The following is a 20,711-nucleotide window of genomic DNA, read 5'->3' as shown; positions in this document are numbered from 1 at the left end:
GTGGGAGCACTGCTTGCTCGCGATTCAGACACCTCAGCGCTCAAGACCGCGTTGAACTCATCGCGGGCAAGCCTTGCTCCCGCACAACACCGCCATGAAATTATCCCGCACTCGACAGCTTCTACGACCGCACACAAAAACGCCCCGACTGGTACGGGGCGTTTTTTTGCCTGCTGCTAGCCTGTGGGAGCATAGCTTGCTCGCGATCCAGACACCTCAGGGCTCAAGACCGCGTTGACCTCATCGCGGGCAAGCCTTGCTCCCACAGAACACCGCCAGGAAATTATCCCGTGCCACCTTTCTCGCCACTTCCTCGGGCAAGGCATCCAGAAACGGATCGAAGCCGTGCAGCTCCTTCCCCAGCTTGCCGAAACGTCCGACCACATCCGACCCCACCATGAAGCGCTCCGGAAAGCGCTCCACCAGTTTCACCCACTCCGACTGAGGCTTGCCCGCTTCGTCGAGCAAGTAGGGCGTGAGCAGGCTCCAGGACAGGTCTATGTACAGATTGGGGTAGGACTCAAGCATCCGGGTCAGGGTCGGCAACAGGAAATCCAACCGGGTCTGATGTCGATGAATCTCCATGCTGGTGCCGGCATGGGCCCAAATGAAGCGGGTGTGTGGATGCTTGCGCAACGGCTCTTCGATTTCTGGCAGGTACAGCGGATTCTTCTCACGCTTGGAGGTGATGTTGGAATGCAGCATCACCGGCAGGTCGTGCTCGGCCGCCAGGTGATAGATCATCGTCATGGCTTCGTTGTTGGCGCGCGGGGTGTCACCCGAGGTCAGCGCCGTAAGGTCATCGTGACGGGTGAAGACTTCGCCGATGCCTTGCCACAATCCCGGGTACAGATCGAGCATGCGCTGGACATGGGCCGCGGAGTTCTTGTCATTGGGGTTGAAACCGGAGAGAAAAGGATGAAAGTGCTTGCGTTGCTCGGTGGTCAGCTTGCCCACCGCCGCCGCGACAATCGTATCGGTGGCGCTGTACCAATAGGCGTCCGCATCGTCACCGGCGTAATAACGTGGACGCTTGGGCTCGTCCTCATGCCATTTCTTGGCGACAGGGACACCTGAGATCATTACATGCTCGATGCGATTGTCAGCCATCGCCTGAAGCAGCTTGGGCATGCCGGCGGATTCCTGAAAGAAGTCGACGTAATGCAGGTGCGCATCGCTGTAGGCATATTCGCGAGCCATGGCGGCGCTGCTCGAAGCGATCAGCAACCAGGCGAAGATCAGGCGGGTCAACGGCTCATCTCCAAAGACCATGAGCAGCTTGGACCCCTCCCGTCCCGCTTGGGTTCAAGTCGCCTGTGCCGCCAACCCCGACGACGGGTTATGCTCGCCGCATCCGTCATTCAATCTGGAAGACATCATGACCATGCCCCTGACCGTTCGTCCCCGCGCAGAAGATGTCGAAGGCCAGCCGATTCTTCGCCCGCTGCCGTCTGCCAAGTGCCGCAACGTCGGACCTTTCGTGTTCTTCGACCACATGCTGCAAACCACCTACCCGGCCGGTAAGGGGATGAATGTCCGCCAGCATCCCCACATCGGGCTCTCCACCCTCACCTACCTGTTCGAAGGCAGACTCCAGCACAAGGACAGTCTGGGCTCAGACCAGGTGGTCGAGGCCGGGGATGTCAGCTGGATGACCGCCGGTAGCGCCATTGCCCACGTCGAGCGCACGCCGGCATCGCAAATGGCCAGCGATTTCGTCATGCACGGGTTGCAGGTCTGGCTGGCGTCGCCCCAATCCCATGAGCAAGGGCCTGGGCACTACAGCCATCATCCGGCACGCACCCTGCCGGTCAGTGACAACCTGGGCGTCGGTATCCGCATGATCGCGGGCTCGGGCTTTTGCCTGGAATCGCCGGTACCGGTGCTGTCTCCTACGCTCTATGCCGAACTCAACCTGCAAACCGCGACGACACTGCTGATTCCCACCGAGCATGAAGAACGGGCACTGTACGTATTGAGCGGCGAGGCGCTGCTCGAAGGAGAGCCAGTGGAGCCCCACTCCCTGGTGATATTGCCGGTCGGGGAAGAGATGACGCTGTTTGCCAGCAGCGACTGCCATGCCGTGCTGTTCGGCGGCGCACCGCTGGACGGACCGCGCCGGATGAACTGGAATTTCGTCTCCAGCGATCCGGCCCGGATCGACGAAGCCCGTCGACGCTGGGCGGCCGGAGACTGGCCGACCGTGCCGGGGGAAAGTGAGCGGATCGAGTTGCCCTGAGTTCCGTGGGATGAGCTCAGTGGTGTCTGACCGTCCGCTATCGCGAGCAGGCTCGCTCCCACATCGGATTGGTGCCCCCCTGTGGTCGCGAGCCTGCTCGCGATGACGGCAGGCCAGACAACAACAAAATCAGATCAAGCCCAACTCAGCCCGCGAACACTTCATCCAGCAAATTGTGCATCGCCCTGAACGCCCGCTTGGCCACCTTGGCGTTGTACATCATCTTGCCCGGCACATTGGCGTGGGGATCGGTGAAAGAGTGCACCGCGCCACCGTAGCTCAGCAGTTGCCAATCGACACCGGCGGCGTTCATTTCGTCCTCAAAGGCTGGCAGTTGTTCCTTCGGTACCAGCGGGTCTGAAGCACCGTGCATCGCCAGCACCACACCCTTGATGTTTTGCGCATCCGACGGGTTCGGCGTATCCAGGGTGCCATGGAACGAAATAGCGGCCTTCAGCGGCGCGCCCATGCGGGCCAGCTCCAGGGCACAGCAACCGCCGAAGCAGAAGCCGAACGTGGCGAGTTTCGTAGCGTCGACCTGCGCCTCACCCTGCCCTTGCAGCTGCTCGAATGCCGCCTGCATGCGCTTGCGCAACAGGGCCCGATCCTTCTTGAGCGGCATCATCGCAGCCCCCGCCTCCTCGGCATTGCTCGGGCGCACCGTCTGGCCGTACAGGTCGGCGATCAACACCACATACCCCTTGGCCGCCACCGACTTGGCGATGTCCTCGGCCCCCGCCCCAACCCCCATCCAGTTCGGCGCCATCAGCAAGCCCGGACGCGGGCCCTGCTGGGCGGCATCGAAGGCCAGGCGACTTTCGTAGGTCTGGCCGTCAATCTGATAGGCCACTGAACGAACCGTAATCTGACTCATGTCTGTCTCCTTTTGATGGATACCAGAAACGAAAACCCCGCCGAAGCGGGGTTTTCCTTACCTCATCAAGCTGACAGTTCAACCAGCAGCTTGTTCAGGCGACGCACATAGGCCGCCGGGTCCTTCAGGCTGTCGCCCGCCGCCAGGGCCGCTTGATCGAACAGGATGTGCGACAGGTCGCCAAAGCGCTCTTCGCTCTGCTCGTTGTCGAGTTTCTCCACCAGCGGGTGAGCCGGGTTGAACTCGAAAATCGGCTTGGAATCCGGGACTTTCTGGCCACTGGCTTCCAGGATCTGGCGCATTTGCAGGCCGAGGTCCTGTTCACCGATGGCCAGGATCGCCGGGGAATCGGTAAGGCGGTGCGAGACACGCACTTCGCTGACGGCATCGCCCAGGGCTGTCTTGATCCGCTCCACCAGGCCTTCCTTGCTCTTGGCGACTTCTTCGGCGGCTTTCTTGTCTTCTTCCGAATCCAGGTTGCCGAGGTCCAGGTCGCCACGGGCCACATCGACGAAGCTCTTGCCGTCGAACTCGTTGAGGTAGCTCATCAGCCACTCATCGATACGGTCGGTCAGCAACAGCACTTCAATGCCCTTCTTGCGGAAGACTTCCAGGTGCGGGCTGTTCTTGACCTGTGCATAGGTTTCACCGGTCAGGTAGTAGATCTTGTCCTGACCTTCCTTGGCGCGGGCCAGGTAATCGGCCAGACCGACGATCTGCTCGCCATCGTCACCCTGGGTCGACGCAAAGCGCAGCAGGCCGGCGATCTTTTCTTTATTGGCGAAATCCTCGGCCGGACCTTCTTTCATCACCTGGCCGAAGTTCTTCCAGAAGCTCTTGTACTGCTCGGGCTCGTTCTTCGCCAGTTTTTCCAGCATGTCCAAGACACGCTTGGTCAGCGCCGACTTCATGGAGTCGATGATCGGATCTTTCTGCAGGATTTCCCGCGAAACGTTCAGAGACAGATCGTTGGAATCCACCACACCCTTGATGAAGCGCAAGTACAGCGGCAGGAACGATTCGGCCTGGTCCATCACGAAGACGCGTTGCACGTAAAGCTTCAGGCCACGTGGCGCTTCGCGTTGATACAGGTCGAACGGGGCGCGGGCCGGCACGTACAGCAGCGAGTTGTATTCCAGCTTGCCTTCGACCTTGTTATGGCTCCAGCTCAGCGGGTTCTCGTAATCGTGGGCAATGTGCTTGTAGAACTCCTGGTATTCCTCGTCCTTCACCTCGGTCCGTGGGCGAGTCCACAGGGCGCTGGCGCGGTTGACGGTTTCCCATTCCACTTCAGGCTTTTCTTCGCCTTCAGCGGCGGTGACTTCCTTCGGCAGCTCGATCGGCAGCGCGATATGGTCGGAATACTTCTTGATGATGTTGCGCAGGCGCCAGCCATCGGCAAACTCGTCCTCGCCGGACTTGAGGTGCAGCACGATGCGGGTGCCGCGATCAGCCTTGTCGATGGTGGCGACTTCAAACTCGCCCTCGCCCTTGGACGACCAGTGCACGCCTTCGCTCGCTGCGAGGCCGGCACGGCGACTGAACACTTCGACCTGCTCGGCAACGATGAACGCCGAATAGAAGCCGACGCCGAACTGCCCGATCAGGTGGGAATCTTTCTTCTGGTCGCCCGACAGGTTTTTCATGAAATCGGCAGTGCCGGACTTGGCGATGGTGCCCAGGTGCGTGATCACCTCTTCGCGGCTCATGCCGATGCCATTGTCTTCGAGGGTGACGGTCTTGGCGTCCTTGTCGAAGCTCACACGGATTTTCAGCTCAGCGCCCCCCTCCAGCAGCTCTGGCTTGGAAAGGGCTTCGAAACGCAATTTGTCGACAGCATCGGAGGCGTTTGAAATCAACTCGCGAAGGAAAATTTCCTTATTCGAATACAGCGAGTGAATCATCAGGTGCAGCAGCTGTTTCACCTCGGTCTGGAAGCCCAGGGTTTCCTTTTGAGTTTCCACGCTCATGGTCATCAAACTCCAAGTGGATGGTGGTGTCCGCCTCGCTGAGATGGCGGCGGGATGTCCTCAAGGTGGGGGCAACGATGGGGATTTCAAGGGTGGTCAGGTTTGGCAGACTCCTGGATCTTGAAATGCGCCCGCGCGGTTGCGATCGGCTCGGCCTCCGCGTCCTGCCAGGCGGTGATGGCAACGTTGGCCACCCGTCGGCCCTGGCGCCAAACCTGGCACCTGGCATAGGTGTCGCGAAATTGCCCGGCGCGCAGGTAATCCAGGGAGAAATCGATGATCTTCGGCACACCCGGCGCGCGGGTGGCGATCAGCAGATGAACGGCTGCCGCCAGCTCCATGAAGCCGGCAATGACGCCGCCATGGATCGCCGGCAGTAAAGGGTTACCAATGTTGTCCTTGTTGGCCGGCAGGCGGAAGATCAGGTCATCGCCCTGGCGCGCGCATTCGGCGCCGATGAGCTGGGCATAAGGGATCGAGGCCAGCAGCAGCGCATAATCACCCTGCTCACAGGCCTGACGCAGTCGTTCTCCGGTGATATCGGTCATGGCGTGTCCATGCCAGCCGTCCGGCCACCCTTCGTTATACCCCTGGCGTGTTGGCCCAGGCGCATGAAAGTCCCCACCACATGGGCGATGGGTTGAGCGGGGTCGTCCTGATAGGCGAAACCTCGGGTGAAAATCACGTCCGGCGTCACCCGGTAGCATTGCGCGAAACCATAGACATCCTTGTTCGGCTCGGCGGCGTGCATGTAGTCGATGCGCAGGTCCAGGGTCGGACAGACCTCGAACTCCGGTAAAACGCAGAGGGTCGACATACCGCAGGCCGTGTCCATCAATGACGTCAACGCCCCGCCATGCAGGACGCCGGTAAGCGGGTTGCCCACGATCCGTGGGCTGAAAGGCAGCACCAGGGTCAGTCCTTCCTGGCTGGCGCTGTGCAACTTCAAGCCCAACACCTGGCAATGTCTCAGCGCGGACAAAAAACGCGTCGCACGCTCAAAAACGGGATCTTCAGCCATTGATTCAATGCTCTTGTCAGTAACGGGGACCTGATAACAGGCGCGCCTCATAAAGTTCCATTTCACCGCAACGTTATATATCTGTCGCAAAAGAGGAACTTAACCCCAGGCGAATTGCTCAAACGGCCAGTAGTTATTTCCATAAGGAGAAACACCCCATGCGTAAGACTTTAGCTATTGCCTTGATGTTGGCCGCCTCCCTTGGTCTCGCTGCCTGCGATAAGAAATCCGAGGACAAAGCTCAAGATGCCAACCAACATGCTGAGCAAGCTCAGCAGGACATGAACAAAGCACAGGATAAAGTGAACGACGCGGCGAAAGAAAACGCCGAAGCCGCCAAAGATCAGGCTGAAGCGAACAAAGCCGCGACGCAGGAACAAGCGCCTGCCGAAGCACCTAAAACCAACTGATACGGTTTTAGCGGCAAAAGAAAACCCGCCTGGCGCGGGTTTTCTTTTGCCTATGATTTAGCCGGCCATGTTGTCATGTCGCGTCCTTGACGACTTCGGCTGCCGGCACTTCCGTCGGCGTATAGACCATGACATCCAGCACATCGGAATGAAACTCGCGCTGATAGAGCACAAACACCACGCCAGCACTCATCAACATGAATAACCAGGGGCTGACGAACCACGCCAACATGGTCATGCCGAAATAATAAGAGCGCAGGCCGAAGTTGAACTGGTTGGCGGCCATCGAGATCACCCGCGCGGCCCGCAGTGCAAAGGCCTTGCGCTCCTGCTCCGAGACATGGCGTTCGCCGATCATCGGCGCCGACCCCACCAGGACCGCCGCGAAGTTGTATTGACGCATGCACCAGCTGAACGTGAAGAACGCGTACACGAACACCAACGCCAGGCACAGCAGTTTGACCTCGGCCATGCCCTGTGAAGCCTGCTGTACCAGTGGCAGGTCCGCCAGTAACGACACCGCACGGTCGGATGCGCCGAGTACCGTCAGGATGCCAGCCAGGATGATCAACGTACTGGAGGCAAAAAATGACGCATTACGCTCCAGGTTACCGATCACACTGGCATCGGCAATACGGTTCTCACGCAGCAGCATGCGGCGCATCCAGTCTTCACGATACAAGTGCATCACACTGGCCAGGCAGGCCGTATCGCGGGCCTTCCACGTGGCATAACGGGTATAGCCGCCCCAGCAGATGATGAACCACACAGCGGCCAGGAGATGGATCAGGTTGGCTTGGATGAATGACATGCAATTCCTTGTATAAAAAGAACATGGAGCAGTTGCTGCGCCTCCTGTGGGAGCGAGCCTGCTCGCGATTGCGGTTGATCAGCTATCCATTCATTGGCTGACTTACCGCTATCGCGAGCAGGCTCGCTCCCACAGGAGAACTTCATTTGTGCAGGACACTGCTTCGACGTTAACCCAAGGAAAAAGACACCGCTGCATAAAAAATGCCCCGTATCGATTGATACGGGGCATTTCGGTCAAGCGGGAACAGTGTGGCGGTTTAAGCCAGTGCTTCGCTGCGCTTGCCCAGCAGGCGATCACACACCACGGCCACGACCAGGGTCATGACCGATGGCACCAGCCAGGCCAGTCCCTGCTCGCTCAGCGGCAGATGAGCCAGTTGCGCCGGCATCCAGTCAGCCAGCCCTGCGCCCTTGAGCGCATCGACCAGGCCAAACAGGAACGACACCAGCATCACCGGGCCGACGATGCGTCCCTGTTCGAGCCAGAAGTCCTTGCAGAAGCTCAGGGCTACCAGGGCGATGCATGGCGGATAGATTGCGGTCAGGACCGGGATCGACAAAGCGATCAGCTTGGTCAGGCCGAGGTTGGACACCAGCAACGAAAACGCCGCCAGAATCACCACCAGCGTCTTGTAGGACAGCGGCAGGACACGGCTGAAGTATTCGGCACAAGCGCAGGTCAGGCCCACCGCGGTCACCAGGCAGGCCAGGGAGATCAATACGGCAAGGAAACCACTGCCCAGACTGCCGAAGGTGTGTTGCACGTAGGCATGCAGCACCGCAGCGCCGTTGGTTGCGCCCAATGCCACTTCGTGGCTGCCCGAGCCCAGGCGGAACAGGCTGATATAGACCAGCGCGAGGCCGGCCCCGGCAATCAACCCGGCAATGATTGCATAGCGGGTGATCAGGGCCGGTGACTCGACGCCCCGGGAGCGGATCGCGTTGACGATGACGATGCCGAACACCAGGGCACCGAGGGTATCCATGGTCAGGTAGCCATTGATGAAACCCTGGGAGAACGGCGCCGCGACATACTCCGGTGTGGCTACGCCGATACCGCCGGCGGGCAAGGCAAACGCAGCGATCCCCAGCACGGCCAGGGCGATGATCTTCAGCGGCGCGAGGAAACGTCCAACGGTATCCAGCAACCGACCCGGGTAGAGCGAGATGAAGAACACCAGCACGAAATACACGGCGCTGTAGAGGAACAGCGCCAGCGGGCTTTCGCCGGTCAGTGGCGCCAGGCCGACTTCGAACGAGACGGTGGCGGTACGCGGCGTGGCGAACAGCGGACCGACGGCCAGGTAGCAGACCGCCGCCAGCAGACCGCCGGCAAGCTTGCCGATGGGACTGCTCAATGCATCCATCGCCCCGCCGACCTTCGCCAGGGCAACCACGGTGATCACCGGCAGCCCTACCGCAGTGATCAGGAAACCCAACGCCGCCATCCAGACATGGGGTCCGGACTGCAAACCAACGATAGGCGGGAAGATGATGTTGCCGGCCCCGACGAACAGGGCAAATGTCATGAAACCAAGCGCCAGGATGTCCTGGCCTTTCAACACTTTCATTAAGGAAACCACACTGCTGAATCGGAATTTAGAGAGGGATTTCCCCATGGGTAGAGGGAAATGCTGCCGATCCGTATGGGATCGACCCGTTTAGCGCGTCGCGTCCTTGTGGGCTGCGGTCGCAAAAATGGCTGCTAGCCTAACCAATTCGGATCACAAACGCACTGTTACGGGGCGAACTATCCGATACACGACATTTTCGTGTCGCGTTTACGTATCTATTTTTCCCACATAACCTCCCTGGTGGACAGCGGATGACTTGTGGCGAGGGGATTTATCTGTGGGAGCAAGGCTTGCTCCCACACTTGCTTCCACACAAGTGCCAGAAACGACAAAGGCCACCCGAAGGTGGCCTTTGTGCTGGAGCGAATCAGTCAGCCGAAGCTTACTTCTTCATTTCCCAGCCAGTCAGCTCAGCCAGGGCCTTGCCGATGTCTGCCAGCGAACGCACGGTTTTCACGCCTGCGTCTTGCAGTGCAGCGAATTTCTCGTCTGCAGTGCCTTTGCCGCCAGAGATGATTGCGCCAGCATGGCCCATGCGCTTGCCCGGAGGAGCAGTCACACCTGCGATGTAGGAAACAACCGGCTTGGTCACGTTTGCCTTGATGTAGGCAGCCGCTTCTTCTTCAGCCGAACCGCCGATCTCACCGATCATGACGATCGCTTCGGTCTTCGGGTCTTCCTGGAACAGCTTCAGGATGTCGATGAAGTTCGAGCCTGGGATCGGGTCACCGCCGATGCCGACGCAAGTCGACTGACCGAAACCGGCGTCAGTGGTCTGCTTCACAGCTTCGTAGGTCAGGGTGCCGGAACGGGAAACGATACCGACCTTGCCTGGCAAGTGAATGTGACCTGGCATGATGCCGATCTTGCATTCGCCTGGAGTGATCACGCCTGGGCAGTTAGGCCCGATCAGGGTGATGCCCAGCTCGTCGCACTTGACCTTGGCTTCCAGCATGTCGATGGTCGGGATGCCTTCGGTGATGCACACGATCAGCTTGATGCCGCCGAACGCCGCTTCAAGGATGGAATCCTTGCAGAAAGGAGCCGGAACGTAGATCACGCTGGCGGTGGCGCCAGTGGCTGCAACAGCGTCCTTGACGGTGTTGAAGACAGGCAGGCCCAGGTGCTCGGTGCCGCCCTTGCCAGGCGTTACGCCGCCAACCATCTTGGTGCCGTATTCGATGGCTTGCTGGGTGTGGAAACTACCTTGCGAACCGGTAATACCCTGGCAGATAACCTTGGTGTCTTTGTTGATCAGGACGCTCATTATTTGCCCTCCGCAGCTTTAACGACTTGTTGAGCAGCGTCGGTCAGGCTGGTAGCAGCGATGATGTTCAAACCGCTTTCTGCCAGTACTTTAGCGCCCAGCTCAGCGTTGTTGCCTTCGAGGCGAACAACAACCGGGATTTTCACGCCAACTTCTTTCACGGCGCCGATGATGCCTTCGGCAATCATGTCGCAACGAACGATACCGCCGAAGATGTTGACCAGTACTGCTGCGACGTTGGTGTCGGACAGGATGATCTTGAACGCTTCGGTTACGCGTTCCTTGGTAGCACCACCGCCCACGTCGAGGAAGTTGGCTGGCTTGCCGCCGTGCAGGTTGACGATGTCCATGGTACCCATGGCCAGACCGGCACCGTTGACCATGCAGCCGATGTTACCTTCCAGGGCTACGTAGTTCAGTTCGAACTTGGCAGCGTGCGCTTCGCGCGGATCGTCTTGCGACGGATCGTGGAAAGTCTTCAGCTTGGGCTGACGGTACATGGCGTTGGCGTCGATGTTGATCTTGGCATCGAGGCAGTGCAGGTCGCCGTCGGCCTTGATCACCAGCGGGTTCACTTCCAGCAGTGCCAGGTCGTGGTCCTGGAACAGCTTGGCCAGACCTACGAAGATCTTGGCGAATTGAGTGACCTGCTTGCCTTCCAGACCCAGCTGGAATGCCAGTTCGCGACCCTGGAATGGCTGTGCGCCAACCAGTGGATCGATGGTGGCCTTGAGGATTTTCTCAGGGGTATCGTGAGCGATTTTCTCGATGTCCACGCCACCTTCGGTGGAAGCCATGAACACGATGCGACGGCTCGAACGGTCAACGACAGCGCCCAGGTACAGCTCTTTAGCGATATCAGTGCACGATTCAACCAGGATCTTGGTGACTGGCTGACCATTGGCATCAGTCTGGTAAGTCACCAGACGCTTGCCCAGCCACTGCTGTGCGAAGGCTTTGGCGTCTTCTTTGCTGCGAACCAGCTTGACGCCGCCCGCTTTACCGCGACCACCGGCGTGAACCTGGGCTTTGACAACCCATTCGCTGCCGCCGATTTTGTCGCAAGCTTCTGCTGCCGCTTCCGGAGTGTCTACCGCGTAGCCTGTGGATACTGGCAGGCCGTACTCAGCGAACAGCTGCTTACCCTGATACTCGTGAAGATTCATGCTTATTACCGTCTTCGTTAGGTACTGCGCATTCGGTGCTGCACCGTTTCAGTGCCGCACCACCTGTGACTGCTGCTTGCGTAGCCTTCCGGTCGCCCGGTTCAGCTACGCAAGACTGCGTCCAGCGGACATTCCGCGGTGAGTCTTGCTCGCAAGGCTCACGACGGGCCGAACCGCCGTGGTTTCTTATTATTTATTAACGCTTCTTGCGGTTGGCCACGTGGATGGCGCCGCCATTTACGGCCAGGGCCGCTTCGTGCAAGGCTTCGGACAGGGTCGGATGGGAGAAGACCATCATGCCCAGATCTTCAGCGCTGGTGCCGAATTCCATGCCGATCGCGCCTTGCTGTACCAGCTCGGCAGCGCTTGGGCCGATAACGTGAACGCCCAATACGCGATCCGTCTTGGCATCGGCGATGACTTTCACGAAACCGCCGGTATCGTTGGCTGCCATGGCACGGCCACTGGCGGCGAACGGGAAGGTGCCGACGTTAACTTCAACGCCCTCGGCTTTCAAGGCCTGCTCGGTCTTGCCGACCCATGCGATTTCCGGGTGGGTGTAGATAACCGACGGGATCAGGTCGTAGTTCATCTGGGCCTTGTGGCCCTTGATGCGCTCGACGACCATGATGCCTTCCTCGGACGCCTTGTGCGCCAGCATCATGCCGCGGACCACGTCACCGATGGCGTAGACGCCCGGTACGGTAGTGGCGCAGAAATCGTCAACCTGGAGGAAACCGCGCTCGTCGATTTCCACGCCGCTGTCGGCAGCCAGCAGGTCGGTGGTCACCGGACGACGGCCAACCGCAACGATCAGCTTGTCAAAGGTGATGGTCTGTTCGCCATTGGCGTCGGTGTAGGTCACCACGACTTCTTCGCCGTTGACTTTCGAACCGGTCACGCGTGCACCCAGCTTGATGTCCAGGCCTTGCTTGGTCAGGGTCTTCAGCGCTTCCTTGGAGACTGCGGTGTCGGCAGCCATCAGGAAGGTATCGAGGGCTTCCAGTACGGTCACTTGCGCGCCCAGGCGCGACCATACCGAACCCAGCTCGAGGCCGATCACGCCGGCACCGATGACGCCCAGGCGCTTAGGCACGGACTGGAATTCCAGGGCGCCGGTGGAGTCGACGATCACGTTCTGGTCGACCGGAGCCGGCGGGATGTCGATCGGACGCGAACCAGGAGCCAGGATGACGTTTTCGGCTTCGATCACTTCAACCGAGCCGTCCGGCTTGGTCACTTCGACTTTCTTGCCCAGCAGCAACTTGCCGTGGCCCTGGATCGAGGTCACGCCGTTGGCCTTGAACAGGGTGGCAACACCGCTGGTCAGGTTCTTCACGATGTTGGCCTTGCGACCGACCATCGCGGGTACATCCATGCTCACGCCGGAGTGGCTGATACCGTGGATCTTGAAGCCGTCTTGCGCTTCGTGGAACTTCCAGGAGCTGTCCAGCAGCGCCTTGGATGGAATGCAACCGACGTTCAGGCAGGTACCGCCCAGGGCCAGTTTGCCCTCTTTGTCGGTGTACTTCTCGATGCAGGCAGTAGTGAGGCCCAGTTGCGCAGCCTTGATGGCCGCTACATAGCCACCAGGGCCCGCACCAATCACTACTACGTCGAATTTCTGAGTCATGAGTCATTCCTTCTCGAATCAAACCGGACGGTCACTTGTGGAGACCGCCGTGGGACGAAACCGGTTGTTTCAGCAAGGGGCCGGTCAACGGACCGGCCCTCGCGGCGATATCAGATATCCAGCAGCAGACGAGCCGGATCTTCCAGCAGGTTCTTGATGGTCACCAGGAACGTCACGGCTTCTTTACCGTCGATCAGGCGGTGATCGTAGGACAGGGCCAGGTACATCATCGGACGAATCACAACCTGACCGTTGATCGCCATCGGACGCTGCAGGATGTTGTGCATGCCCAGGATCGCCGCTTGTGGCGGGTTGACGATCGGCGTCGACATCATCGAACCGAATGTACCACCGTTGGTGATGGTGAACGTACCGCCGGTCATCTCTTCGATGGACAGCTTGCCGTCACGGGCCTTCTTGCCGAAGGTGGCGATGCCGCCTTCGATTTCGGCCAGGCTCATCAGTTCGGCGTTACGCAGGACCGGAACCACCAGGCCACGATCGCTGGAAACCGCAACACCAATGTCGGCGTAGCCATGGTAGACGATATCGGAACCGTCGATCGATGCGTTGACAGCCGGGAAGCGTTTCAGCGCTTCGGTGGCAGCCTTGACGAAGAACGACATGAAGCCCAGGCGTACGCCGTTGTGGGACTTCTCGAACAGGTCCTTGTACTTCGAACGCAGAGCCATGACTTCGGTCATGTCGACTTCGTTGAAGGTGGTCAGCATCGCCATGTTCGACTGGGCTTCGACCAGACGCTCGGCAACCTTGGCACGCAGGCGAGTCATCGGAACGCGTTTTTCAACGCGATCACCGGCAGCGAACACCGGAGCCGAAGCGGCCGGTGCGGCTGGCTTGGCAGGTGCGGCAGCTGGAGCGGCTTTCTTGGCGGCCACGGCGGCAACCACGTCTTCCTTGGTCACACGACCACCTTTGCCGGTGCCGGCAACGGAAGCGATGTTGATACCGTTCTCTTCGGCGATCTTGCGCGCAGCAGGTGCGGCGACTGGATCGTCTTCGCCATCGGCAACCGGAGCGGCAGCCTGGGCAGCGGCAGGTGCAGCAGCAGCGGCCGGAGCAGCAGCGGCAGCACCACCTTCAACGATCGAGCCCAGCACTTCGTCGGACAGAACAGTGTCGCCTTCGTTCTTGACGATCGCGCCCAGCACGCCGTCGGCGGTCGCCAGGACTTCCAGCACGACCTTGTCGGTCTCGATGTCGACGATCAGTTCGTCACGCTTGACGGCCTCGCCCGGTTTTTTGTGCCAGGTGGCAACGGTGCCATCGGCAACCGATTCCGGGAAAGTGGGGGCTTTGATCTCGATAGCCATTATCTGTGGTTCCTTAAATTCGGTTTCAGGTGCGCGAAGGCATTAAACAGTGAAGGCATCTTGCAGCAGTTGTTCCTGCTGCTCGGCGTGCATCGATGCGTAACCACAAGCAGGTGCAGCAGAAGCGTCACGACCGGCGTATTCCAGGCCCAGGGCCTTGTTATGGTTGCCGATGCTGCGACGCAGGTGATGCTGGCTGCTGTACCACGCGCCCTGGTTCATCGGTTCTTCCTGACACCACACCACGTCGGTGAGGTTGGTGTAAGGCGCGATGGCCTCCATCAGGTCTTCTTCCGGGAACGGGTAAAGCTGCTCGATACGCACGACGGCGATGTCTTCGCGGCCTTCGGCACGACGTTTTTCCAACAGGTCGTAGTAGACCTTGCCGCTGCACAGGATCAAGCGAGTCACCTTGGCCGCATCCAGCGTATCGATCTCGGAAATGACGGTCTGGAACGAGCCTTCGGCCAGGTCCTCGAGCGTGGAGATCGCCAGCTTGTGGCGCAGCAACGACTTCGGCGTCAGCACGATCAGCGGCTTGCGCAGCGGACGGATGACCTGACGACGCAGCAGGTGGTAGATCTGAGCCGGGGTCGTCGGTACGCAGACCTGGACGTTGTGCTCGGCGCACAGTTGCAGGTAACGCTCCAGACGTGCCGAGGAGTGCTCCGGCCCCTGCCCTTCATAACCGTGTGGCAGCAGCATGGTCAGGCCGCACAGACGACCCCACTTGTGCTCGCCGCTGGTGATGAACTGGTCGACCACCACCTGGGCACCGTTGGCGAAGTCGCCGAACTGGGCTTCCCAGATCACCAGCGCATTCGGCTCGGTGGTGGAGTAGCCATATTCGAACGCCAGGACGGCTTCCTCGGACAGCAGCGAATCGTACAGGTCGAAACGTGGCTGGCCTTTGTACAGGTGTTGCAGCGGGATGTAGGTGCTGGCGTCTTTCTGGTTGTGCAGCGCCGCGTGGCGGTGCGAGAAAGTGCCGCGGCCTACGTCCTGGCCGGTGATGCGGATCGGGTGACCTTCGAACGCCAGGGTCGCGTACGCCATGGTTTCGGCGTAACCCCAGTTGATCGGCAGGCCGCCGGCTTGCATCTTCTGACGGTCTTCGTAGATCTTCGCGACCTGGCGCTGGACCACGAAGCCTTCCGGAATTTCCAGCAGCTTGGCGGACAGTTCCTGAAGGGTCTTGAGGTCGAAACGCGTGTCGTGACGAGCGGTCCAGGCGTGGCCCAGGTATGGACGCCAGTCCACGAACAGCTCTTTGTTCGGCTCTTTGACCAGGCTTTTTACAACGTGCAGGCCATTGTCCAGGGCGTTGCGATATTCATCGACTTTTTCCTGGACGCGCTCGGCATTCAGCACGCCGCTCTGGGTCAGGCGCTCGGCATACAGCTCACGGGTAGTGCGCTGCTTGGCGATCTGCTGGTACATCAGAGGCTGGGTGCCGCTTGGCTCGTCGGCTTCGTTGTGGCCGCGACGACGGTAGCAGACCAGGTCGATCACCACGTCACGCTTGTACTGCATACGGTAGTCGATGGCCAGCTGGGTCACGAACAGCACGGCTTCCGGATCATCACCATTCACATGGAGGATCGGCGCCTGGATCATCTTCGCCACGTCGGTCGCGTACTCGGTGGAGCGCGAGTCCAACGGGTTGCTGATGGTGAAACCAACCTGGTTGTTGATGACGATGTGCACCGTACCGCCGGTCTTGAAACCGCGGGTCTGGGACATCTGGAAGGTTTCCATGACCACGCCCTGACCGGCGAATGCCGCGTCACCGTGGATGGAGATCGGCAGTACCTTCTCGCCGGTCGGGTCGTTGCGACGATCCTGACGGGCGCGAACCGAACCTTCGACCACCGGGGAAACGATTTCCAGGTGGGACGGGTTGAACGCCATGGCCAGGTGGACTTCGCCACCGGTGGTCATCACGTTGGACGAGAAGCCCTGGTGGTATTTAACGTCACCGGAACCCAGCTCGACCTTCTTCTTGCCTTCGAACTCGTCGAACAGCTCGCGCGGGTTCTTGCCGAAGGTGTTGACCAGCACGTTGAGACGACCACGGTGGGCCATGCCGATGACCACTTCCTTGGTGCCGTACGAACCGGAACGCTGGATCAGCTCGTCCAGCATCGGAATCAGGCTCTCGCCGCCTTCCAGGCCGAAACGCTTGGTGCCCGGGTACTTGGTGCCCAGGTATTTTTCCAGGCCTTCACCGGCAGTGACGCGCTCGAGCAGGTGGCTCTTGATGTCGGCGGAGTACGTCGGACGGCCACGAACGCTTTCCAGACGCTGCTGGAACCACTGGCGTTGCTCGGAATCGGTGATGTGCGTGAACTCAGCGCCAATGGTGCGGCAATATGTCTGCTGCAACGCTTCGTGAATTTCACGTAGGCTCGCTTCCTCTTTGCCGATAAACAGGTCGCCGGCACGGAAGGTCGTATCAAGATCGGCATTGGTCAAGCCGTAGTGAGTGATCGACAGGTCTGCAGGTGCAGGACGCTGCCACAGCCCCAGCGGGTCCAGCTGGGCTGCCTGGTGGCCTCGCATCCTGTAGGCCTGGATCAGTCGCAGTACTTCAACTTGCTTCTTCTCGTGTTCGCTGCTCACGCTGCCGGCGGAGACCGGTTGAGCGCGGCGCTGGTTCTTTGCCAGCAGCACGAAATGATCGCGAATCGTCGAGTGCGAAACATCAGTGGCAGAGTTACCGTCAGCCGGCAACTTCTGAAAATAGGTGCGCCATTCTTCTGGCACAGCGTTAGGGTCGTGCAGGTAGAGCTCGTAGAGCTCTTCCACATAGGCAGCGTTACCACCGGAGAGGTGGGCACTGTTCCACATGCGCTGCATCACGCTTTCTTGCATGCTTGGTCACCCTCGATTAGGGGAACACCATCGGCGAAAACACCGAGCAAACTTGCAGAAGTCCGAGTGCAGCGACTAAAACAAGCCACTTAGGATCACGCTGATAGTCCGGGTACCAGCCCGGATGCCCCTGCTTGTCTCATTTCTTCAAAATAAGAACCGCCGCTTTGTAAGCGGCTGTTCTGGTTATGCTACGACGCGGGTTGAAGCCCGCGCCTTAGCCTCTACGGGTACAGCGGTTCTACGGGTACAGCAGCTGAATCACACGCCGCTTTGCAGCAGCATGTTACGTACGTGACCGATGGCCTTAGTCGGGTTCAGGCCTTTCGGGCAGACGTTGACGCAGTTCATGATCCCGCGGCAGCGGAATACGCTGAACGGGTCATCCAGTGCGGCCAGACGCTCGGACGTCTTGGTATCACGGCTGTCTGCCAGGAAGCGGTACGCTTGCAGCAGGGCGGCCGGGCCCAGGAACTTGTCCGGGTTCCACCAGAAGGATGGGCACGAGGTCGAGCAGCAAGCGCACAGGATGCACTCGTACAGACCGTCGAGCTTCTCACGCTCTTCCGGGGACTGCAGACGCTCGATGGCCGGAGCCGGCGTGTCGTTCTGCAGGAATGGCTTCACCTTCTCGTATTGCTTGTAGAAGATGCTCATATCGACGACCAGGTCACGAATAACCGGCAAACCTGGTAGCGGACGAACGATCAGCTTGTTGCCTTTGACAACGGCCGACAGTGGCGTGATGCAGGCCAGGCCGTTCTTGCCGTTGATGTTCATGCCGTCGGAGCCGCAAACGCCCTCGCGGCAAGAGCGACGATAGGAGAAACCTTCGTCCTGCTCTTTGATCAGGGCCAGCACGTCCAGCACCATCAGGTCTTTACCACCGGTATCGACCTGGAAATCCTGCATGAACGGCGCGGCGTCCTGATCAGGGTTGTAGCGATAAACACTGACTTGCAACATGGCGGTCACCCTTAATAAGTCCGGACTTTAGGTTCGAAAGTCGGAACAGTCTTCGGCGAGAAGTTCACGGCACGCTTGGCGACGCGTTTTTCACCCGGGAAGTACAGCGTGTGGCACAGCCAGTTTTCGTCGTCACGGTCTTCATAGTCTTCGCGGGCGTGGGCACCACGGGACTCTTTACGCACTTCTGCGGCGATGGCGGTGGCTTCGGCCACTTCCAGCAAGTTCTGCAGTTCCAGCGCTTCGATACGAGCGGTGTTGAACGCCTGTGACTTATCGTTGATCTTCACATTGGCAATTCGTTCACGCAGTTCTGCCAGCTGGGCAATACCCTTCTGCATGTATTCGCCGGTACGGAACACACCGAAGTAGTTCTGCATGCAGCTTTGCAGCTCGCGACGCAGGGTGGCCACGTCTTCGCCATCGGTACGGTTGTTCAGGGCGTTCAGGCGCGACAAGGCCGCATTGATGTCGGCTTCGGTAGCGTCGTCGTATTCGATGCCATCGCTCAGCGCCTTCTCCAGGTGCAGGCCAGCGGCACGACCGAAGACCACCAGGTCGAGCAGCGAGTTGCCGCCCAGACGGTTGGCACCGTGAACCGATACACACGCCACTTCACCCACTGCGAACAGGCCAGGGATGATTTCGTCCACGCCTTCGGCGTTCTGGGTGATTGCCTGGCCATGGATGTTGGTGGGAACGCCGCCCATCATATAGTGGCAGGTTGGAACCACTGGAACCGGCGCGACGACCGGGTCGACGTGAGCGAAAGTCTTCGACAGTTCGCAGATGCCTGGCAGACGGCTGTGCAGAACTTCCTCGCCCAGATGGTCGAGTTTGAGCATCACGTGGTCGCCATTCGGGCCACAGCCGTTACCGGCGATGATTTCCTTGACCATCGAACGCGCTACGACGTCACGACCGGCAAGGTCCTTGGCGTTCGGAGCATAACGTTCCATGAAACGCTCGCCGTGCTTGTTGATCAAGTAACCGCCTTCACCGCGGCAACCTTCGGTGACCAGTACACCGGCGCCGGCGATGCCGGTCGGGTGGAACTGCCACATTTCGATGTCTTGTACCGGCACGCCAGCACGCAGGGCCATGCCGACGCCGTCACCGGTGTTGATCAGGGCGTTGGTGGTGGAGGCATAGATACGGCCTGCACCGCCGGTCGCCAGTACGGTGGCTTTCGAGCGGATGTAGGTGGTTTCGCCGGTTTCGATGCAGATCGCGATCACGCCGACGAAGGCGCCGTCCTGGTTCTTCACCAGGTCTACGGCGTAGTACTCGTTCAGGAACGTGGTACCGGCCTTCAGGTTGCCCTGGTACAGGGTGTGCAGCAGCGCGTGACCGGTACGGTCGGATGCCGCGCAGGTACGTGCAGCCTGACCGCCCTTGCCGTAGTCCTTGGACTGGCCGCCGAACGGACGCTGGTAGATACGGCCGGTTTCGGTACGGGAGAACGGCAGGCCCATGTGATCCAGCTCGAACACCGCGGCCGGGCCTTCCTGACACATATATTCGATAGCGTCCTGGTCACCGATGTAGTCGGAACCCTTGACGGTATCGTACATGTGCCAGCGCCAGTCATCGTTCGGGTCGGCCGAAGCGATGGCGCAGGTGATGCCGCCCTGGGCGGAAACAGTGTGCGAACGGGTCGGGAAGACCTTGGTGATCACGGCAGTCTTGTGACCGCCCTGGGCCAGTTGCAGCGCTGCGCGCATGCCGGCACCGCCGCCGCCAACAATGATGGCGTCGAAAGAAATCGTTGGAATGTTAGCCATGGATCAGATACCCCAGAGAATCTGCACACCCCAGACGAAGTAAGCGAACATCGCAACGCCGCATACTGCCTGGAAGAGGAAACGTACGGCAGTCGCCGACTTGCCGAACGCCATCTGCGTCAGGTAGTCGGTGGCAATGGTCCACATGCCGACCCAGGCGTGAGCGCCCAGTGCGACGAGGGCCAGCAGACTGAAGATACGCATCCAGTTGTTTGCAAACAGTTCATGCCATTGGGCATAGCCAAGGCCGGGGTGGGCGACGACATATCCGATCAGGAAAATGAAATAAGCCGCGAGAACGACCGCGGACACGCGCTGCGCCATCCAGTCATAGAGGCCCGAACGCGAGAGGTTCGTGACGTTGGTTACCATATCCAGACTCCTGCCAGAACGATTACCACCACGGAAACGGCGATAACGATTTTCGAGCCCAGCTTGCCGCCTTCCAGCGTTTCACCGATGCCCATGTCCATGATCAAGTGGCGCACACCGGCAACCAGGTGATACAGCAAGGCGGACAGGATGCCCCAAATCACTAGCTTGGCTAGCGGACTGGTCAGACACGCCTTCACCTGACCGAAGCCTTCTTCCGAGTCGAGCGACTTGTCCAATGCGTAGAGCATGATGGCCAGGCTGACAAAGAGGATGACACCGGAGATACGGTGAAGAATGGACGTGTAAGCAGTGACTGGGAGTTTGATGGTCCTTAGGTCTAGGTTTACAGGTCGTTGGCTTTTCACGGCTTTTTTCACACTGAAGAGCCCCTAAGAATCAGGGCAAAGTTGT

At 59.7% G+C, this 20,711-nt stretch carries 18 protein-coding genes; 2 read left to right on the top strand and 16 right to left on the bottom strand.

What is annotated here, in order from left to right; translation table 11 throughout:
- Positions 1-240: 240 nt before the first annotated feature.
- The gene (locus AD665_RS02135) at positions 241-1,272 is read right to left on the bottom strand and encodes an amidohydrolase family protein (protein WP_053190687.1); all 1,032 of its coding nucleotides are present in this window, start codon (positions 1,270-1,272) and stop codon (positions 241-243) included.
- Positions 1,273-1,378: 106 nt separating this feature from the next.
- On the opposite strand from AD665_RS02135, the gene AD665_RS02130 reads away from it, so the two are divergent.
- Complete coding sequence (locus AD665_RS02130; RefSeq protein ID WP_024780606.1) at positions 1,379-2,239, top strand: pirin family protein; 861 nt, start codon at positions 1,379-1,381, stop codon at positions 2,237-2,239.
- Positions 2,240-2,384: 145 nt separating this feature from the next.
- Here AD665_RS02130 and AD665_RS02125 read toward each other — a convergent pair whose 3' ends face one another.
- The 4 genes from AD665_RS02125 to AD665_RS02110 form a co-directional block, all read right to left on the bottom strand.
- The gene (locus AD665_RS02125; protein ID WP_053190686.1) at positions 2,385-3,113 is read right to left on the bottom strand and encodes a dienelactone hydrolase family protein; all 729 of its coding nucleotides are present in this window, start codon (positions 3,111-3,113) and stop codon (positions 2,385-2,387) included.
- A gap of 65 nt (positions 3,114-3,178) precedes the next feature.
- Positions 3,179-5,083, bottom strand: a complete 1,905-nt coding sequence (gene htpG, locus AD665_RS02120; RefSeq protein WP_024780608.1) for a molecular chaperone HtpG — start codon at positions 5,081-5,083, stop codon at positions 3,179-3,181.
- Between the two features lie 86 nt (positions 5,084-5,169).
- Entirely contained in the window at positions 5,170-5,631 is a 462-nt protein-coding gene (locus AD665_RS02115; protein ID WP_053190683.1) for a PaaI family thioesterase, read from the bottom strand.
- Positions 5,628-6,104, bottom strand: a complete 477-nt coding sequence (locus tag AD665_RS02110) for a PaaI family thioesterase (protein ID WP_053190681.1) — start codon at positions 6,102-6,104, stop codon at positions 5,628-5,630. Before AD665_RS02110 ends, AD665_RS02115 begins: the two co-directional genes overlap by 4 nt.
- A 158-nt stretch (positions 6,105-6,262) precedes the next feature.
- Between AD665_RS02110 and AD665_RS02105 the strand changes: the two genes are divergently transcribed.
- Positions 6,263-6,514, top strand: coding sequence for a hypothetical protein (locus tag AD665_RS02105; RefSeq protein WP_024780611.1), 252 nt, complete (start codon positions 6,263-6,265; stop codon positions 6,512-6,514).
- Positions 6,515-6,587: 73 nt separating this feature from the next.
- Here the strand turns inward: AD665_RS02105 and AD665_RS02100 are convergent, their stop codons facing one another.
- The 11 genes from AD665_RS02100 to sdhC form a co-directional block, all read right to left on the bottom strand.
- Positions 6,588-7,325 (bottom strand): DUF599 domain-containing protein, encoded by a 738-nt coding sequence (locus AD665_RS02100; RefSeq protein WP_024780612.1) that lies wholly within the window; start codon positions 7,323-7,325, stop codon positions 6,588-6,590.
- A 259-nt stretch (positions 7,326-7,584) separates the two neighbouring features.
- Positions 7,585-8,898 carry a branched-chain amino acid transport system II carrier protein gene (brnQ, locus tag AD665_RS02095; protein ID WP_053190678.1) on the bottom strand — a complete coding sequence of 438 codons (1,314 nt, stop codon included), beginning with the start codon at positions 8,896-8,898 and terminating at the stop codon, positions 7,585-7,587.
- Positions 8,899-9,283: 385 nt separating this feature from the next.
- Positions 9,284-10,168, bottom strand: coding sequence for a succinate--CoA ligase subunit alpha (sucD, locus tag AD665_RS02090; RefSeq protein WP_003179236.1), 885 nt, complete (start codon positions 10,166-10,168; stop codon positions 9,284-9,286).
- On the bottom strand, positions 10,168-11,334 hold the full coding sequence (gene sucC, locus AD665_RS02085) for an ADP-forming succinate--CoA ligase subunit beta (RefSeq protein WP_003179235.1): 1,167 nt from the start codon (positions 11,332-11,334) through the stop codon (positions 10,168-10,170). The genes sucD and sucC overlap by 1 nt, the downstream gene beginning before the upstream one ends.
- Positions 11,335-11,530: 196 nt before the next feature.
- Positions 11,531-12,967, bottom strand: coding sequence for a dihydrolipoyl dehydrogenase (gene lpdA / locus AD665_RS02080; protein ID WP_024780614.1), 1,437 nt, complete (start codon positions 12,965-12,967; stop codon positions 11,531-11,533).
- 110 nt (positions 12,968-13,077) lie between these two features.
- Complete coding sequence (gene odhB, locus AD665_RS02075; protein WP_024780615.1) at positions 13,078-14,301, bottom strand: 2-oxoglutarate dehydrogenase complex dihydrolipoyllysine-residue succinyltransferase; 1,224 nt, start codon at positions 14,299-14,301, stop codon at positions 13,078-13,080.
- Between the two features lie 42 nt (positions 14,302-14,343).
- A complete protein-coding gene (locus AD665_RS02070) occupies positions 14,344-17,175 on the bottom strand; it encodes a 2-oxoglutarate dehydrogenase E1 component (RefSeq protein WP_024780616.1) in 2,832 nt (943 codons plus the stop codon).
- A gap of 261 nt (positions 17,176-17,436) precedes the next feature.
- Complete coding sequence (locus AD665_RS02065; RefSeq protein WP_024780617.1) at positions 17,437-18,141, bottom strand: succinate dehydrogenase iron-sulfur subunit; 705 nt, start codon at positions 18,139-18,141, stop codon at positions 17,437-17,439.
- Between the two features lie 11 nt (positions 18,142-18,152).
- On the bottom strand, positions 18,153-19,925 hold the full coding sequence (gene sdhA, locus AD665_RS02060; RefSeq protein WP_024780618.1) for a succinate dehydrogenase flavoprotein subunit: 1,773 nt from the start codon (positions 19,923-19,925) through the stop codon (positions 18,153-18,155).
- Between the two features lie 3 nt (positions 19,926-19,928).
- Positions 19,929-20,297 carry a succinate dehydrogenase, hydrophobic membrane anchor protein gene (gene sdhD, locus AD665_RS02055; protein WP_024780619.1) on the bottom strand — a complete coding sequence of 123 codons (369 nt, stop codon included), beginning with the start codon at positions 20,295-20,297 and terminating at the stop codon, positions 19,929-19,931.
- Positions 20,291-20,677, bottom strand: coding sequence for a succinate dehydrogenase, cytochrome b556 subunit (gene sdhC / locus AD665_RS02050; protein WP_172679607.1), 387 nt, complete (start codon positions 20,675-20,677; stop codon positions 20,291-20,293). Before sdhC ends, sdhD begins: the two co-directional genes overlap by 7 nt.
- Positions 20,678-20,711 lie beyond the last annotated feature (34 nt).

The sequence above is a fragment of the Pseudomonas corrugata genome, from assembly GCF_001269905.1.
In the GTDB taxonomy this organism is placed as follows: Bacteria; Pseudomonadota; Gammaproteobacteria; order Pseudomonadales; family Pseudomonadaceae; genus Aquipseudomonas; species Aquipseudomonas corrugata.
Note: the sequence above shows the minus strand (reverse complement) of the source record. Positions and strands in the feature narration are given on the sequence as shown.

Bases quoted from the DNA above. Each gene is read 5' to 3' on its own strand.
- AD665_RS02070 (WP_024780616.1), bottom strand. From the start codon at position 17,175: ATGCAAGAAAGCGTGATGCAGCGCATGTGGAACAGTGCCCACCTCTCC.
- htpG (WP_024780608.1), bottom strand. From the start codon at position 5,083: ATGAGCGTGGAAACTCAAAAGGAAACCCTGGGCTTCCAGACCGAGGTG.
- lpdA (WP_024780614.1), bottom strand. From the start codon at position 12,967: ATGACTCAGAAATTCGACGTAGTAGTGATTGGTGCGGGCCCTGGTGGC.
- odhB (WP_024780615.1), bottom strand. From the start codon at position 14,301: ATGGCTATCGAGATCAAAGCCCCCACTTTCCCGGAATCGGTTGCCGAT.
- AD665_RS02125 (WP_053190686.1), bottom strand. From the start codon at position 3,113: ATGAGTCAGATTACGGTTCGTTCAGTGGCCTATCAGATTGACGGCCAG.
- AD665_RS02110 (WP_053190681.1), bottom strand. From the start codon at position 6,104: ATGGCTGAAGATCCCGTTTTTGAGCGTGCGACGCGTTTTTTGTCCGCG.
- AD665_RS02100 (WP_024780612.1), bottom strand. From the start codon at position 7,325: ATGTCATTCATCCAAGCCAACCTGATCCATCTCCTGGCCGCTGTGTGG.
- AD665_RS02135 (WP_053190687.1), bottom strand. From the start codon at position 1,272: ATGGTCTTTGGAGATGAGCCGTTGACCCGCCTGATCTTCGCCTGGTTG.
- AD665_RS02105 (WP_024780611.1), top strand. From the start codon at position 6,263: ATGCGTAAGACTTTAGCTATTGCCTTGATGTTGGCCGCCTCCCTTGGT.
- sdhD (WP_024780619.1), bottom strand. From the start codon at position 20,297: ATGGTAACCAACGTCACGAACCTCTCGCGTTCGGGCCTCTATGACTGG.
- sdhA (WP_024780618.1), bottom strand. From the start codon at position 19,925: ATGGCTAACATTCCAACGATTTCTTTCGACGCCATCATTGTTGGCGGC.
- AD665_RS02130 (WP_024780606.1), top strand. From the start codon at position 1,379: ATGACCATGCCCCTGACCGTTCGTCCCCGCGCAGAAGATGTCGAAGGC.
- AD665_RS02115 (WP_053190683.1), bottom strand. From the start codon at position 5,631: ATGACCGATATCACCGGAGAACGACTGCGTCAGGCCTGTGAGCAGGGT.
- sucD (WP_003179236.1), bottom strand. From the start codon at position 10,168: ATGAGCGTCCTGATCAACAAAGACACCAAGGTTATCTGCCAGGGTATT.
- sucC (WP_003179235.1), bottom strand. From the start codon at position 11,334: ATGAATCTTCACGAGTATCAGGGTAAGCAGCTGTTCGCTGAGTACGGC.
- brnQ (WP_053190678.1), bottom strand. From the start codon at position 8,898: ATGAAAGTGTTGAAAGGCCAGGACATCCTGGCGCTTGGTTTCATGACA.
- AD665_RS02065 (WP_024780617.1), bottom strand. From the start codon at position 18,141: ATGTTGCAAGTCAGTGTTTATCGCTACAACCCTGATCAGGACGCCGCG.